15 protein-coding genes are annotated in these 15,141 nt (G+C 69.1%); 6 read left to right on the plus strand and 9 right to left on the minus strand.

The window, feature by feature from the left end:
• The first annotated feature begins 1 nt into the window (after position 1).
• Together BLS74_RS20810 and BLS74_RS20815 are read left to right on the plus strand one after the other, a co-directional pair.
• Entirely contained in the window at positions 2-1,492 is a 1,491-nt protein-coding gene (locus BLS74_RS20810; protein WP_093109039.1) for an ABC transporter substrate-binding protein, read from the plus strand.
• A gap of 55 nt (positions 1,493-1,547) precedes the next feature.
• Entirely contained in the window at positions 1,548-2,954 is a 1,407-nt protein-coding gene (locus BLS74_RS20815) for an amidase (RefSeq protein ID WP_244503943.1), read from the plus strand.
• A 23-nt stretch (positions 2,955-2,977) separates the two neighbouring features.
• Here the strand turns inward: BLS74_RS20815 and BLS74_RS20820 are convergent, their stop codons facing one another.
• Positions 2,978-3,844 carry a LysR family transcriptional regulator gene (locus tag BLS74_RS20820; RefSeq protein ID WP_093109040.1) on the minus strand — a complete coding sequence of 289 codons (867 nt, stop codon included), beginning with the start codon at positions 3,842-3,844 and terminating at the stop codon, positions 2,978-2,980.
• Between the two features lie 108 nt (positions 3,845-3,952).
• Between BLS74_RS20820 and BLS74_RS20825 the strand changes: the two genes are divergently transcribed.
• Both BLS74_RS20825 and BLS74_RS20830 read left to right on the plus strand, forming a co-directional pair.
• Complete coding sequence (locus tag BLS74_RS20825) at positions 3,953-4,351, plus strand: tautomerase family protein (protein WP_093109041.1); 399 nt, start codon at positions 3,953-3,955, stop codon at positions 4,349-4,351.
• 102 nt (positions 4,352-4,453) lie between these two features.
• The gene (locus BLS74_RS20830) at positions 4,454-5,812 is read left to right on the plus strand and encodes a tetratricopeptide repeat protein (RefSeq protein ID WP_093109042.1); all 1,359 of its coding nucleotides are present in this window, start codon (positions 4,454-4,456) and stop codon (positions 5,810-5,812) included.
• Positions 5,813-5,839: 27 nt separating this feature from the next.
• Here BLS74_RS20830 and BLS74_RS20835 read toward each other — a convergent pair whose 3' ends face one another.
• Entirely contained in the window at positions 5,840-6,205 is a 366-nt protein-coding gene (locus BLS74_RS20835; protein WP_093109043.1) for an SPW repeat protein, read from the minus strand.
• A 112-nt stretch (positions 6,206-6,317) separates the two neighbouring features.
• Between BLS74_RS20835 and BLS74_RS20840 the strand changes: the two genes are divergently transcribed.
• Entirely contained in the window at positions 6,318-9,368 is a 3,051-nt protein-coding gene (locus tag BLS74_RS20840; protein WP_244503944.1) for a transglycosylase domain-containing protein, read from the plus strand.
• Here BLS74_RS20840 and BLS74_RS20845 read toward each other — a convergent pair.
• Positions 9,363-10,034, minus strand: coding sequence for a histidine phosphatase family protein (locus tag BLS74_RS20845; RefSeq protein WP_093109044.1), 672 nt, complete (start codon positions 10,032-10,034; stop codon positions 9,363-9,365). The genes BLS74_RS20840 and BLS74_RS20845 overlap by 6 nt on opposite strands.
• A gap of 71 nt (positions 10,035-10,105) precedes the next feature.
• Here BLS74_RS20845 and BLS74_RS20850 point away from each other — a divergent pair, with 71 nt between their 5' ends.
• Complete coding sequence (locus tag BLS74_RS20850) at positions 10,106-10,819, plus strand: alpha/beta fold hydrolase (protein WP_093109045.1); 714 nt, start codon at positions 10,106-10,108, stop codon at positions 10,817-10,819.
• Here BLS74_RS20850 and pcp read toward each other — a convergent pair.
• The 6 genes from pcp to BLS74_RS20880 are packed head-to-tail and all read right to left on the minus strand — an operon-like array spanning position 10,816 to position 15,140.
• A complete protein-coding gene (pcp, locus tag BLS74_RS20855; protein ID WP_093109091.1) occupies positions 10,816-11,457 on the minus strand; it encodes a pyroglutamyl-peptidase I in 642 nt (213 codons plus the stop codon). The two genes, BLS74_RS20850 and pcp, sit on opposite strands and share 4 nt — an antisense overlap.
• A gap of 20 nt (positions 11,458-11,477) precedes the next feature.
• On the minus strand, positions 11,478-12,218 hold the full coding sequence (gene pxpA / locus BLS74_RS20860) for a 5-oxoprolinase subunit PxpA (protein WP_093109092.1): 741 nt from the start codon (positions 12,216-12,218) through the stop codon (positions 11,478-11,480).
• Between the two features lie 24 nt (positions 12,219-12,242).
• Positions 12,243-13,310 carry a 5-oxoprolinase subunit C family protein gene (locus BLS74_RS20865; RefSeq protein ID WP_093109046.1) on the minus strand — a complete coding sequence of 356 codons (1,068 nt, stop codon included), beginning with the start codon at positions 13,308-13,310 and terminating at the stop codon, positions 12,243-12,245.
• Positions 13,310-13,963, minus strand: a complete 654-nt coding sequence (pxpB, locus tag BLS74_RS20870; protein ID WP_093109047.1) for a 5-oxoprolinase subunit PxpB — start codon at positions 13,961-13,963, stop codon at positions 13,310-13,312. Before pxpB ends, BLS74_RS20865 begins: the two co-directional genes overlap by 1 nt.
• Complete coding sequence (coaD, locus tag BLS74_RS20875; RefSeq protein WP_093109048.1) at positions 13,960-14,463, minus strand: pantetheine-phosphate adenylyltransferase; 504 nt, start codon at positions 14,461-14,463, stop codon at positions 13,960-13,962. The genes pxpB and coaD overlap by 4 nt, the downstream gene beginning before the upstream one ends.
• Before the next feature lie 44 nt (positions 14,464-14,507).
• Positions 14,508-15,140: an RsmD family RNA methyltransferase gene (locus tag BLS74_RS20880; protein WP_244503946.1), complete on the minus strand. Its 633-nt coding sequence runs from the start codon at positions 15,138-15,140 to the stop codon at positions 14,508-14,510.
• Position 15,141: the final 1 nt, after the last annotated feature.

The raw sequence follows: 15,141 nt of genomic DNA on the forward strand, positions 1-15,141 counted from the left end.
CATGTTGAAACGCCGCACCCTTCTGACCACCGCCGCACTGGCCACCGTGCCGCTCGCGCTGCCGCAAGCGGCGCTGGCGCAGGGCCGCAAGGATTCGATCGTGCTCGGCATGGCGCTGGAACCGCCGGGCCTGGACCCGACCGCGGGCGCCGCTGCCGCGATCGCCGAGATCGTGCAATACAACGTGCTGGAAACGCTGACCAAGATCAACGCCGACGGCAGCGTCACACCGCTCTTGGCCGAGAGCTGGGAGGTGTCGCCGGATCTGCGCACCTACACTTTCAAGCTGCGCCAGGGCGTCAAGTTCCAGAACGGCGAGCCCTTCAATGCGCAGACGGTCAAGTTCTCCTTCGACCGCGCCGGCGGCGAGAAGAGCACCAACAAGGACAAGCGCACCTTCGCCAACATGACGACGCAGGCGGTCGATGCCAACACCGTGGTGATCATCAACAAGGAGATCGACCCCGACCTCCTGTTCGTGCTGGGCCAGGCCACCGCCGTCATCGTCGAGCCCAAGAGCGCGGACACCAACGCCACCAAGCCGGTCGGCACGGGCCCCTACAAGCTCGACAGCTGGAGCAAGGGCTCTTCGCTGGCGCTGAGCAAGTGGGAGGGCTTCCGCAACCCCGGCGCGGCGAAGATTCGCAAGGTCACCTTCCGCTTCATTTCCGATCCGGCCGCGCAGGCCGCATCGCTCCTGGCCGGCGACGTCGACGCCTTTCCGCGCGCGGCGACGCGCATCGTTCCGCAGTTCAAGAACAACCCGCAGTTCCAGGTGATCCTCGGCGGCTCGCGCGCCAAGACCATCCTGGCCTTCAACAACAAGAAGAAGCCGCTGGACGACGTGCGCGTGCGCCGCGCGATCTCAGCGGCCATCGACCGCAAGGCCGTCGTCGAAGGCGCCGCCGACGGCTTCGGCGTGCCGATCGGCAGCCATTACGTGCCGGGCGCCACCGGCTTCGTGGACACCACCGCCGTCAATCCCTTCAACATCGAGAAGGCCAAGGCCCTGCTCGCCGAAGCCGGCGTCAAGACGCCGCTCGAACTCACGATGACGCTGCCGCCCCCGCCCTATGCGCGCCAGGGTGGCGAGGTGATCGTCGCGCAGCTGGCCAAGATCGGCATCACCGTGAAGGTGCAGAACGTCGAATGGGCGCAGTGGTTGAGCGGCACCTATGGCAACAAGGACTACGACCTGACGATCATCTCGCACGTGGAGCCCTTCGATCTCGGCAACTACGCCAAGTCGGACTACTACTGGGGCTACCAGTCGAAGGAATTCAACGCGCTGTTCGACAAGATCAAGACCACGCCCAATCCGGCCGAGCGCGTCAAGCTGCTCGGCGACGCGCAGAAGCTGCTCGCCGCCGACGCGGCCAACGGCTTCCTGTTCCAGCCCCAGTTCCCGACCATCGCGAAGAAGGGCGTAAAAGGACTCTGGAAGGACATGCCGATCTTCGCCAACGATCTGTCGGCGCTGTCGTGGTCGTGAGGCGCCGGGCCGCCCCCAAGGCGAACGCCGCAGCGCGCAGCGCGGAGGCTGCCGAGTGAGCACCCGCCTGTACGACCTGTCCGCACAGGAACTCGCCACCGCCTACCGCGACGCCAGCCTCTCGCCGGTCGAAGTCACGCAAGCCGTGCTCGATCACATCGCGCGCTGGGAGCCCCATCTGCAGGCCACCTGGCTGCTGCGCCCCGAAGCCGCGCTCGAACAGGCGCGCGCTTCGGAAGAGCGCTGGCGGCGCGGCGAGCCGCTCGGCCCGCTCGACGGCGTACCGACGACGATCAAGGAGAACATCGCGACGCGCGGCGATCCGATGCCGGCCGGCACGGCTGCCGTCGAACTGCGTCCCGCCGCGGCCGATGCGCCGCCGGCCGCTCGCCTCAAGGAAGCCGGCGTGGTGATCGTGAGCAAGACCACCATGCCCGACTATGGGATGCTGTCCTCCGGCCTCTCGAGCTTCCACACGCTGGCACGCAACCCCTGGGACCTGCGCAAGACCCCGGGCGGATCGAGCGCCGGCGCAGGTGCCGCAGCGGCCGCAGGCTACGGCCCGCTGCACATCGGCACCGACATCGGCGGCTCGCTCAGGCTGCCGGCCGGCTGGTGCGGCATCTTCACGCTCAAGCCCAGCCTGGGCCGGATCCCGATCGATCCGCCCTACATGGGCCGTGCGGCCGGCCCGATGACGCGCAGCGTTGCCGATGCCGCACTGATGATGCAAGCCCTGGCCCGGCCCGACGTGCGCGACAGCATGAGCCTGCCGGCGCAGGACATCGCGTGGTCCGAGTTCGATGTCGCTGCGGATCACCTGCGCGGCCTGCGCATCGGCCTTTTGCTCGATGCCGGCTGCGGCCTCGCGGTCGAGCCCGAGATCCGCGCGGCGGTCGAGCATGCGGCGCGCCTCTTCGAGCAGGCCGGCGCCATCGTCGAGCCGATGCAGCCCTTCATGTCGCAGGCCATGCTCGACGGCATGGACCACCTGTGGCGCATGCGCTCGCTGGTGGACATGAACGCGCTCCCGCCCGCGCAGCGCACGAAGGTCCTGCCCTACATCCGCGAATGGGCCGAGAGCGCAGCGGCCTTCAGCGGCGAACACGTGTTCCGTGCCTTCAGCCAGTTCCATGCGACGCGCGTCGCGGCGGTGGCGGCCTGCGCAAGCTTCGACTACGTGATCTCGCCCACCGCGCCGAACTCCCCGGCAGCCGCCGAACTGCCCTCGCCCACCAACGACCCGCTGCGGCCGCTCGAGCACATCGGCTTCACCGTGCCTTTCAACATGTCGGAGCAGCCGGCCGCGTCGATCAATTGCGGCTACACCAGCGAAGGCTTGCCGATCGGGTTGCAGATCGCGGGGCAGCGCTTCGACGATCTCGGCGTACTCAAGATCTCGCGTGCCTTCGAACTGATCCGCGAGCCGCAGCGGCCCTGGCCGGAACCGCCCGGCGCCTGAGCTTGGCGCTGCCGGCCCGCACCTCAGCCGAGGTGCGAAGCCAGCAGTTCACGCGCACGCGCGACGAAATCGGATTCGCCGCGCCGGGCCGGCAGGAAATGGAAGGCCACCCGCGGCAGCGCCGGCAGGCCATGCGGTGGCGGCAGGCGCGCCACGCCCTCGCACAGCGCCGATTCGTTGAGGCAGGCCACGCCCAATCCGGCCGCCAGTGCCGACTGCAGGCCGGCCACGCCCGAAGCCACGTGGGCCACCGCATAGGGCACGCGCCGCTTCTGCAGCAGTTGCACCGTGAACTGGTGCAGCGAGCAGGTGTCGGGCAAGACCAGCAGGCGCAGCGGCTCGCCGCGTGCGATGCGCAGGCCGGCCGCGCCCATCCACGCCAGCGACTCGCGGCACAGCACCGGCGCATCCGACCTGGCCGCGGCGCCCGGCGTGCCGGTGATGCGCATCGACAGGCCGACGTCGAAGTCGCCCTTCGCATACCCGGCCTCGATCGCGCCGCTCTTGAGGATGCTCACGTGCAAACGCACCTGCGGATAGCTCTCGCCGAGGCGGCTCAACAGCCGGGTCAGATCGCCCGGCCTGAAATAGTCGGTGACCGCAAGCCGCAGTTCGCCCTGCAGCGTCTCGCCGCGCATGTCCCTGAAGGCTTCGTCGGAGAGTGCCAGAAGCCGATGCGCATGCGCCAGCAAACGGATGCCCGCTGCCGTGGGCACCACGCCGGCCTTGCTGCGCGTCAGCAGCGACTGGCCGGCGCGCTCCTCGAGCTTGCGCATCTGCTCGCTGACGGCGGACTGCGAGAGAAAGACCTGCGGCGCCGCTGCCGTGAGGCTGCCCGCTTCGGTGACGGCGACGAAGGTTCTCAGCTGCTCGAGGTCGAAGGTCTGCATTGGCTCTATCCATTCGTAAAACAGATGACAAGCATCATATCTTCCCGCTTTTCCGATGTCATCGATCTTTCCACAATGGCAGCACCAACCACTGAAAAGGAAAGAACCATGCCTCACATCGTCATTCATCTCTCCGGCCAGCCCGACGCCCAGCTCACCCGCCGCACCGTCGACACGGTGACCGAACTGACCCAGACCGTGCTCGGCAAGAAGCTGCCGGTGATCGCCGTCGCGGTGCAGTACATCGCAGATGACGCCTGGTTCGTAGGCGGCCGATCGCTGGCCGAGCTCGGCAAGTCGGCCTTCCACCTGGACATCAGCATCACGGACGAGACCAACACCAAGGCGGAGAAGGCCCGCTATTTGCGCGAGATCCACGCCGCGATGGCGGCGCTGCGCAAGAACCTGCACGAGGTGTCGTATGTGCACCTGATCGACGCGCGCGCCGCGGCCTACGGCTACGGTGGCCTCACACAGGAGTACAGGCACCAGCAGGCCGGGGTGTGAGAAGCCCCCCGGCTTGCCACTCCGTGTGCTTCGCCCCCCCGAGGGGGAGGCGCGGCCCGCCTTGGGGCGGCCCGGCGGCGCCCGCGCGGCAAAATAGGCTTCATGCAAGACAGCCTCGGCAACCCGGTCAGCTTGACAGACGCCGCCAGCCTGCGCGCGGTCAACGACTTCGTCGAAGGCTTCATTGCCTGCGAGGCGCGCGCAGTCGACGTGCTGGCCGCCGCGCAGGACGAGAGCCCGATCGTGCAGGCCTATTGCGCAACGCTGCACCTGTTTGCCGAATCGCGGGACGCCGCCTCCAACGCGCGCCCCTTTCTCGAACGCGCGCGGGCCGGCGCAGCGCGCGCCAGCTCGCGCGAGCAGCGCTACATCGCGGCCGTCGCGGCGTGGGCGGATGGCGACATCGCGCGCGCGATCGCGCTGCACCAGGAGCAGGCGCGCGAACATCCGCGCGACCTGGCCTCGCTCAAGCTCGGCCAGTACCACTGCTTCAACACCGGCGACTGCCCCGGCATGCTGCGGCTCGCGCTGGCGGCGCTCCCCGCGGCCGCCGATGTGCCCTATCTGCACGGCATGGCTGCCTTCGGCTACGAGCAGTGCCACCTGATGCGCGAGGCCGAAGCCAGCGCGCGCCGCGCGATCGCGATGGAACGCAAGGAGCCCTGGGCGCACCATGCGCTCGGCCACGTCATGCTGACCGAGGGCCGGCTCGCCGAGGGCCTGGCCTTCATGCAGGAGGTGAGCGGCACCTGGGTCGAGCTCAACTCCTTCATGGTCACGCACAACTGGTGGCACGTGGCGCTGTTCCTGATCGACCTGGGCAGGGACGACGAGGCACTCGCCGTCTACGACCGGGAGGTGTGGGGTGTGGTCAAGGACTATTCGCAGGACCAGATCGGCGCGGTATCGCTGCTCGCGCGCTTCGAGCTCGCGGGCATCGATGTGGGCGAACGCTGGCAGGACCTGGCCGCCTACCTCGCGCAGCGGCTCAACGACCACGTGCTGCCCTTCCTCGATCTGCAGTACCTCTACGGCCTGGCTCGCGCCGGACGGCCCGAGGCCGAGGCCTTGCTGCGCAACATCGAGGCCTACGCACCGCGTGCGCCGGCCTCGACGCGTGCCGCCTGGCAGCGCGTCTGCGTGCCCGCGGCGCATGGACTTCTTGCCCATGCGCGTGGCGACTTCGGGGCAACGATCGAATCGATGGGGCAGGCGCTCCCGCGCCTGATGGAGATTGGCGGCAGCCATGCGCAGCGCGACCTGTTCGAGCAGGTCTTCCTCGACGCGCTGATCCGCAGCGGCATCGAGGCCGCGATGGCCGGTGCCCAAGGCATCCTGCAGCAGCAGGTCAACGGGCAGCCGGAATCGCTGCGCCTGCGCCGGCAGGCCGATGCGGTCTACACCGCGCTGGGCTTGCGGGCGGCGGGCAGGTGGGCGCCGGCGGCGAAAGATCCCGCCTGAGCGCTATCCGCACGCGGGGTCACCCCGTCAGTGCGCGGTCCGGTCGTGCCACCAGCGGCTGTAGTCCTTGTCGGTCAGGAGCGTCCACAACGCCAGCACCAGGACCACGAGGCCGGTAATGACCGCCGTGAGCATGGCGTCGCCATGGGCGTTGAAGCCGAGCACCCAGGGGGACGCCATCAGCCAGAGCCCCAGTGCCGCTTCGACCCACTCTTCCCAGGCCTGGGGGAGCAGCATGGCGCCGAAGGCCGCGGCGATGAGCGCCACGCCGACGATCACTGCGTTCGGCATGGCAGCAGCCTCGCCGGTGTAGCCCAGGATCCAGGGCGAAAGAGCCAACCAGACACCCAGCGCACCGTTGACCGGGTCTTGCCAATGCTTGAGTTGCATCATGGTCTGTACCTCCAGCCGGCAATAAGGCGCCGGCATCCGTTGGAGCCGCGCTTGGCAGCCGAGTTTCCGGCCTAGGGAGCTATGCCAAATAGCGCCGAAAGGAGCATCATTCATGCTGACGAACCCACGGTACGGGCTCATTGCGAGGCAGAGCGTGGCAAGGTTCAGAACGGTCTTCTGGCTCGGCGCGGCGCTCGCCGGGGTGGCTGCGCTCGTCGCATTCGCCGTGGACGAGCTCAAGACCTCGCGGCTGCAATCGGCGCTGTGGCACGACTATGCCCGCGACGCGCGCTTCAGCGTCGATGCCGGCGCCAGCGCCGCCATCCGTTTTCCCCATAGCGGACCCTACGACGAGCGCTTGGGCTACCGCCAGCTGCCCAACTACATCGAGCGCCTGCAGGCCCAGGGCTATGTGCTGACCCGCCAGGCACGCATGTCGCCGCGGCTGATCGAGCTGCACGAACGCGGGCTTTTCGGGCCTTACCGCGAGAAGAACCAGGCCGGCCTGACGGTGAGCGACTGCCGCGCCCAGACGCTGCTGCGCACGCGCGTGCCGCAGCGCGTGTACGAACGCTTCGAGGAGGTGCCGCCGCTCCTGGTCAATGCCCTGCTCTTCGTCGAGGATCGCCATCTGCTGGATGCCCAGCCGCCGCAGCGCAACCCCGCGATCGATCCGGAGCGCTTCGCGAAAGCCGCGCTCGAACAGATGCACCGGGCGCTCGACGTCACGCGCCCGGCCTCCGGCGGCAGCACGCTGGCCACGCAGATCGAGAAGTACCGCCATTCGCCTGGGGGTCGCACGGCCTCGGTCGGCGACAAGCTGCGCCAGATGGCATCGGCCTCGCTGCGTGCCTACCAGGACGGCGACGACACGCTGGCACGGCGCCGCCAGATCGTCGTCGACTACCTCGACACCGTGCCCCTGGCGGCACGCCCGGGATTCGGCGAAGTGCATGGCCTGGGCGATGGCCTGTGGACCTGGTACGGGCGCGAGTTCGGCGAAGTCAATCGTCTGCTGGCCGACACCGGCGGAGAGACGGCGCCCTCGGACGAGGCGCTGCGCCGCCAGGCCGTGGCGTTCAAGCAGGCGCTGTCGCTGATGATCGCGCAGCGTCGTCCCTCGCAGCATCTGCTCGGCAACGGCGAGGGCCTGACAGGGCTCACCGACAGCTACCTGCGGCTGATGGGCGATGCGGGCATCATCGCGCCCGCGCTGCGCGATGCCGCGCTGGCAGTCCCGCTGCAGCAGCAGGCCGAGTTGCCGGCGGCGCCGCGCCCGGACTTCGTGCAACGCAAGGCGGTGAACGCGTTGCGCACCCATGTGTCCACGCTGCTGGATGTGCCGCGTGCCTACGACCTCGAACGCCTCGACCTCGAAGCGGAAACCAGCCTCGACAACGAGGCCCAGGCGCTTGCCATCCACGCGCTGACCAGGCTGCGCACGCCCGCCGCGGCGAAGTCGGCAGGGCTCATCGGCGATCACCGGCTGGATCCGGGCGCGAATCTCAGCCCGCTGATCTACAGCTTCACGCTGTATGAGCGCGGCGCGCACGCGAACCTGCTGCGCGTTCAGGCCGACAACATCGACCAGCCCTTCGATGTGAACCAGGGCGCCCGGCTGGATCTCGGCTCGACGGCCAAGCTGCGCACGCTGGTCAGCTACCTCGAACTGGTCGCCGAGCTGCACGAACGCTGGGTCGGGCTCGACGCGCCCGCGCTCTCCGCGCTGAAGCCCAGCGATCGCGATCCGCTCGGCACGTGGGCACGGCAGTACCTTCTGCGCGCCAAGGACCGCAGCCTTGCACCGATGCTGGAGGCTGCAATGCAGCGCCGCTACTCGGCGAGCGAAGGCGAGGCCTTCTTCACCGGCGGCGGCCTGCATCGCTTCGAGAACTTCGATCGCACGCACGCCGCCGCTTCGATGACCGTGCAGGAAGCTTTCAATCATTCGGTCAACCTGGTATTCATCCGGTTGATGCGCGACATCGTGTACCACCGGATGTTCGGCGAAGCCACCGACGGCCAGCGCCTGCTGCAGGATCCGGCCGACCCGCGCCGCCGCGAGATGCTTGCGCGCTTCGCCGACAACGAGGGCTCGGCCTACCTCGCGCGCTTTCATCGCAAGTACAAGGGCAAGTCGGCGGCCGAGGCCGAAGCGCTGCTGCTGCGCGGCGTGCGGCCATCGGCGCCGCGCCTCGCGAGCGTGCTGTTCACGATCGAACCCGAAGCCGGCGATGCGCAGCTCGACGAACTGCTCGCGCGCAAGCTCGGCCGCGGTGCCGGCTCGCCGCGCGCACTGCGTGCGCTGCGCAACACCTATGCCGGTTTGTCGCTCGCCGACCGCGGCTACGTGGCCCGCGTGCATCCGCTCGAGCTCTGGCTGGTCGGCTTCCTGCGGCAGCAGCCGCACGCGACGCTGGCCCAGGCGTTGGACGCCAGCGCGCGCGAGCGCCAGGAGGTCTATGCCTGGCTCTTCAAGACGCGCCACAAGAGCGCGCAGGACCGGCGCATCCGCGAGCTGCTCGAGCGCGACGCCTTCGCGCAGGTCCATCGCTCATGGCAGCGCCTGGGCTACCCCTTCGCGTCGTTGACGCCCTCGTACGCGAGCGCGATCGGCGCATCGGGCGACCGGCCCGCGGCGCTGGCGGAACTGATGGGCATCCTGGTCAACGACGGCGCACGGCGGCCGGTGCAGCGCGTTGGCGCACTGCACTTCGCACGCGACACGCCCTACGAGAGCCGGCTCGAACAGCGTGGCCCGGCCGCCCTGCAGGTGCTGCCGCCCGAGGTGGCCGCGACGGCGCGGCGGGCGCTGTTCTCGGTGGTGCGCGAAGGCACGGCACGGCGCCTGAAGGGTGCGCTCGTGGGCGCAGACGGCCGCGCGATCGAGATCGGCGGCAAGACCGGCACCGGCGACCATCGCTACGAACTCAGGGGGCGCGGCGGCCAGGTGATCGCCGAGCGCAAGATCGGCCGCTCGGCCACCTTCGTCTTCATGATCGGCGATCGCTACTACGGCACGATCCTGGCGTACGTGCGCGAGCCCCACGCCGCGCGCTACCGCTTCACGAGCGCGCTGCCGGTCCAGTTGCTGAAGTCGTTCGGGCCGCAGTTGCTGCCGGTGCTCCAGCGCAATGGGTGCGGCGACAACGGGCGCTCATGACTTCTTGAGATGGCGGCTCTGGTCGTAGGTGGGCTGCGGGGGCAGATCGGCCAGGTGTCGCGTGTCGGCCCAGTCGACGATCTCGATCTGTTCCGGCGCCGCGGCGTCGGCCATGCGGATGCGGTTGAAGCCCGCATTGGGAATCTCGCTCTGGCGCGGCCCGTTCAAGCCCAGCCCGCGCGCGGTGCGCCAGACCATGTCGAGCACGCCGCCGTGCGTCACCACCAGCACCTTCTGTCCCGCATGGGCGCCGGCGATGCGGCCCAGCGCCTCGATGATGCGCGCGTGGAACTGGCGCGCCGACTCGCCTTCTGGCATGGCATGGTCTTCGCGGAACTGGAGCCAGTCTTCCCAGGCGCGCGGATGCAGGCTCTGGATCTCGTCGGCGCGCATGCCTTCGACGATGCCGAAGTGCTGCTCGCGCAACGCGGCCGAGGTGAGGATCTCGAGTTCGAGCTGGCGCGCGGCCGGCGCCGCCGTCTGCTGCGCGCGCATCAGGTCGCTGCTGATCAGGTGCTGCACCGGCTCGCCTGCGAGCCGCAGCCCGAGCCGGCGTGCCTGCTCATGGCCAAGGTCGTTGAGGGGGACGTCGATGTGGCCTTGAAAGCGGAGTTCGCGATTCCAGTCGGTTTCGCCGTGGCGGATCAGGATGATTTCGGTGAACATGGTCTGGCCTCTATTCTCCTCGCAGCAGATGTCAGCATGTAGGCAGCCGTTTCTTCGCGGAGAATCCACCGATGTCCCGTCTTGTCCTGTTGCCCGGCCTCGCCTGCGACGAGCGCCTCTGGGAGGCGCAGCTGCCTGCCCTGCCCGCCACGCTCGACGTGCATGTGAGCGACGCTCACATGCGCCACGAGCGCATCGAAACCATGGCCGAAGCCGTGCTGCGCGAGCATGCCGGCCCGCTGATCCTCTGCGGTGCCTCGATGGGCGGCATGATCGCGCTGGAGGCCGCGCGCCAGGCGCCCGAGCGCATCGCGGGGCTCGCGCTGCTCGGCACCAATGCGCGGCCGGAAACGCCGGACATGTACAAGCTGCGCGAATCGGCGATCGAGCTCTTCGAGCGTGGTGAGGCGCGCGACGTGATCGAATTCAACGCGGGCTTCGCCTTTCACCCGACGCAGGCCGGAGACAAGGCGCTGGTGCAGCGCTATGTCGAGCTCGTGCTCGATGCCGGCGCGCAGCAGTTGATTCGCCAGAACCGCGCGCTGATGCAGCGCCCCGATGCGCGCCCGCATCTGCCCTCCTTACGCTGCCCCGTGCTCGTGGTCTGCGGCGACAGCGATCGCTTGACGCCGCCCGAATGCTCGCGGGAAATCGCGCAGACCGTGCCGCTTGCCGAACTCGTGTGGGTGGAGGAATGCGGGCACATGCTGACCATGGAAAAGCCCGCCTTCGTCAACGCCGCGCTGATTCCGTGGCTCGAGCGCCTTCTGTTGGCAAGAGCCTAGTTCAACTGCCCGCCCGTTTCGCGCACATCCTCGCGCACCGCGAGCGATGTGGCGACCGCGATGCGCAGCGCCGCGATCACGGTGTCGAGCGCCATGCTCGGTGCGCCCGGAAAACGCGCCGCCTGCTCCGGCAGATAGGGGGTGTGGATAAAGCCACCGCGCATGCCCGGCACCGGCCGCGTCGCGATGCGGTGCATGAGGCCGAAGAACAGGTGGTTGCAGACGAAGGTACCGGCCGTGTTCGAGACCGCGGCCGGGATGCCTACAGCGCGCAGATCGCGCACCATGGCCTTGATCGGCAGGCTCGAGAAATAGGCGACCGGCGCGCCCGCCACCACGGGCTCGTCGATCGGCTGGCAGCCCGCGTTGTCGCAGATGCGGCCATCGTCGATGTTGATCGCGACGCGCTCGGGCGTGATCTCGCTGCGGCCACCGGCCTGGCCGATGGCGAGCACCAGTTGCGGCCGCAGTTCGTCGATGGCGGCATCGAGCTCGGTGAGCGCCGCGCCGAACACGCAGGAGATGCGGCGCGCATGCACCACGGCGCTTTCGCAGCACCAACCGTCGAGCGCGCGCACCGCCTCCCACGAAGGATTGAGAGCTTCCTTGTCGAAGGGCTCGAAGCCGGTCAGCAACACGTTCACGGCGCGCGACGAAGTCAGACCGTGGCAGCGACAGCAATGCCCTCGGTCGCGAGGCGCTCGCGGATGCGCTTCGCAAACTCCAACGCATGCGCGCCGTCGCCATGCAGGCAAACCGTCTGCGCATTGACGTCGACCACCGTGCCGTCGATGGCGGTCACCTTGTGATCGCGCACCAGGGAGAGCGTCTGCGCCAACGATTGCTCTTCGTCCTCGATCAGGGCGCCGGGCCGGCTGCGCGGCACCAGGCTGCCGTCGGGCATGTAGCCGCGGTCGGCGAACACTTCCTCCACCGGCTTCAGGCCGGCGCGCTCGGCGGCGCTGATCATGCCGCTGCCCGCAAGCCCGAAGAAGCGCAGGCCAGGGTCGAAGCGCCGCACCGCTTCGCAGATCGCCTCGGCCAGCACCGGGTCCTTCACCGCCTGGTTGTAGAGCGCACCATGCGGCTTGACGTGCGCCAGCGTGCCGCCTTCGGCCTTGACGATCGCCGCCAGCGCGCCGACCTGGTAGAGCACGCCGGCAACGATTTCTTCGGGCGGCAGCTGCATTTCGCTGCGGCCGAAGTTCTCGCGGTCCGGGAAGCTGGGATGCGCGCCGATGGCCACGCCGTTGGCGATGGCCCAGCGCACGCACTGGCGCATGGTCTTGGCATCGCCCGCATGCCAGCCGCAGGCGATGTTGGCCGAGCTCACGAGGCGAAGCAGCGCTTCGTCGTTGTCGCAGCCTTCGCCGAGGTCGGCGTTGAGGTCAATCTGCATGGTCATGCCTCCCGCAGAGCCGCCTCAGGGGGCAGCGAATACACGAAGTGATGAGCGTGGGGGTTCATGGGCTTCCTTGGGGGAATTTTGCGCTGTCGTGCGCCAGCCTGCAGACGCCAGGGCTTGCGCCACCTGCGCCAGGTAGCGCTGCTGATCGGCCCAGGCTTCCAGCGCCGCTGCCGCATCGACCGGCGCGAGCCGCAGCCGGCCGTTGAGCGGCGCCCGCGCGAGCTTCCAGAGGTCGGCCCGGATGACGACGCCGATGCGCGGATAGCCACCGGTGGTCTGCGCATCGCCCATCAGGATGATCGGTTGGCCCGAGGGCGGCACCTGGATCGTGCCGGGGATCACCGCCGAGGACAGCATGTCGGCGCTGCGCTTACGCTTGAGCTCGGGGCCTTCGAGCCGGTTGCCCATGCGGTTGCTCTGCGACGTGGTGCGCCAGGGCTCACGCCACAGCAGTTCGCGCGAGGCCACGGTGAACTGCTCGAACTCGGGGCCGGGCATGACGCGCAGCACCAGCGCGCCGTCGTCGTCGTGCTCCCACTCGGGCGCGCGCAAACCGAAGGCGCGGCGCGCCATCTGTGGCGCATCCAGGGCCGGCACGCCCAGGGGCAACCGGTCGTTCTTCTTCAGCGCCCGGCCCAGATGGCCGCCGAAGCCGGCCTTCAAGTCGGTGCTGCGCGAGCCGAGGACCGGCTGCACATCGATGCCGCCCGCCACCGCCAGCCAGCTGCGCAGCCCTTCCTTGGAACTCCACTGGTTGGCACCGCCCAGCTTGAGCACCTGGCCCGCCGCCACGGGAACGCTCCAGCAGGGCCACAGCGGCGCACCGTCGAGCCGGGCGCCGAAGTCATCGCCGGCCAGGGCGATGCGGGTGGGCGATTCGAACCGGATTTCGCAGCCGCCCATCGTGAGCTCCAGGCCGGCCGCGCCGTCGGCATTGCCGACCAGCCGGTTGGCCAGCGTGAGGGCCAGCACATCGAGCGCGCCGCCCGGACAGATGCCCTGCTGGCGATGGCCGTAGCGGCCCAGGTCCTGCACCGAGGCCAGCATGCCGGGGCGCAGGATCGTCAGGAAGGCGCTCGACATCACGCGTCGAGGCTTTCCACGAGGAAGTGCACGCGGTCGCCAGGGCGCAGCAGGGTCGGCTCCTCCGCGCGCGGGTCGAAGAGCTCGAGCGAGGTCCGCCCGATCAGTTGCCAGCCGCCCGGCGACACCAGCGGATAGATGCCGGTCTGCTCGCCGCCGATGCCGACCGAGCGGGCCGGCACCGCGACGCGGGGTTCGGCACGCCGCGGCGTCGCCAGCTCGGGCGGCAGCCCGCCCAGGAACGCGAAGCCCGGCAGGAAGCCGAGCAGGTAGACGATGTATTCGCCGGCACTGTGGCGCCGCACGACCTCGGCCGGCGTCAGACCGGTGTGCGCAGCCACGTCGGCGAGGTCAGGGCCGGCCTCGCCGCCATAGGCGACCGGAATCTCGATCTCGCGCCCCTGGATCGAGGTCGCGGCCAGTTGCGGCCACGCGGAAAGCACCTGCATCTCGAGCTCGGCAGCATCGATCTGCTCCGGATCGAACAGCAGGCTCAGGTTGTTCATGCCGGGCAGGACTTCGTGGACGCCGCGCCACTGCAACGCTTCGGTGGCCAATGCCCAGATCTGTTGCTGCTGTGCCAGCGTCGCCGGTGCGGGGAGTTCGCACAGCAGTGCGGCGTCACCCAGCGCATGGAGACGGGGCGGCGTCATTCGCGGCCGAGGCTCCGCACCTTGGCCATCAGGCTGTCCTGGACGTTGGGCGAAACGAACTTGTCGACCTCGCCGCCAAGCATCGCGATCTCGCGCACGAAGGTGCTCGAGATGAACTGGTACTTGTCGCTGGGCGTCAGGAACACTGTTTCCACATCCGGCATCAGCGAACGGTTCATGCCGGCGAGCTGGAACTCATAGTCGAAGTCGGTCACCGCGCGCAGGCCGCGCACCATGGCCTTGCCGCCCCGCGCGACGACGAAATCGCGCAGGAGTCCCGAAAAGCTTTCCACGGTGACCTGGTCGCTGTACGGCTGAACCGCCGTGCGCGCCATGTCCATGCGTTCCTGCAGCGTGAACAAGGCCTTCTTGTGATGGCCGGCCGCCACCGCGACGATGACCTTGGAAAACAGCTGGGTCGCTCGGCGCACCACGTCTTCATGACCGAGCGTCATGGGGTCGAAGGTGCCGGGGTATACCGCGATCACGTTGCTGGACATGGTGGCTTCCTCCTCATGCAGTTGATGCGGCCTGATCCGGCGGATTATGCAGTGCTGTCAGTCGCAAGTATCAGGAGATGCGCATGCACCGCGCCGGCCTTGAGATAGCGATAGGCCGCGAGCCCCAGCGCGGCCAGTTCCTCGTCGCTCCAGCGACGAGCGGCTTCGAGATAGATCACGCCCCCTGGCTGCAGGGCACGCGCGGCGGCGCGCAGCGCGGGCTCGTACAGCGCCGCGTTCTCGAAGGGCGGATCGAGGAAGACCGCATGTGCGCTGCCGGCCGGCGCGCGTTCCAGCGCGGTGACGCCGTTGCCGCGCTCGATTTGCACCGCTTCAGCCGCCAGCTTGGTCTTCAATGTCTGCAGTTGCGCCACCAGCGCCGCGTCCTGCTCGCACAGCAGCACCGAAGCGGCGCCGCGCGATGCGGCTTCGAGGCCCAGTGCGCCGGTGCCGGCGAAGGCGTCGATGCAATGCCAGCCCGGCAGCTCGCCGCCGCCGGCGCTCGCCAGGCTCGCAAGCCAGTTGAACAGCGTCTCGCGCACGCGATCGGGCGTTGGGCGAAGGCCGGGCTTGTCGGCCACGGCAAGGCGCGTGCGCCGCCATTGGCCGCCGATGATACGGATGGCGCGGGGCGCCTTCGCGAGCTTGGGCGATGCAGGGGGTGTGGTTCGGGCTATG

The sequence above is a fragment of the Variovorax sp. CF079 genome, from assembly GCF_900101545.1.
Lineage (GTDB): Bacteria > Pseudomonadota > Gammaproteobacteria > Burkholderiales > Burkholderiaceae_C > Variovorax.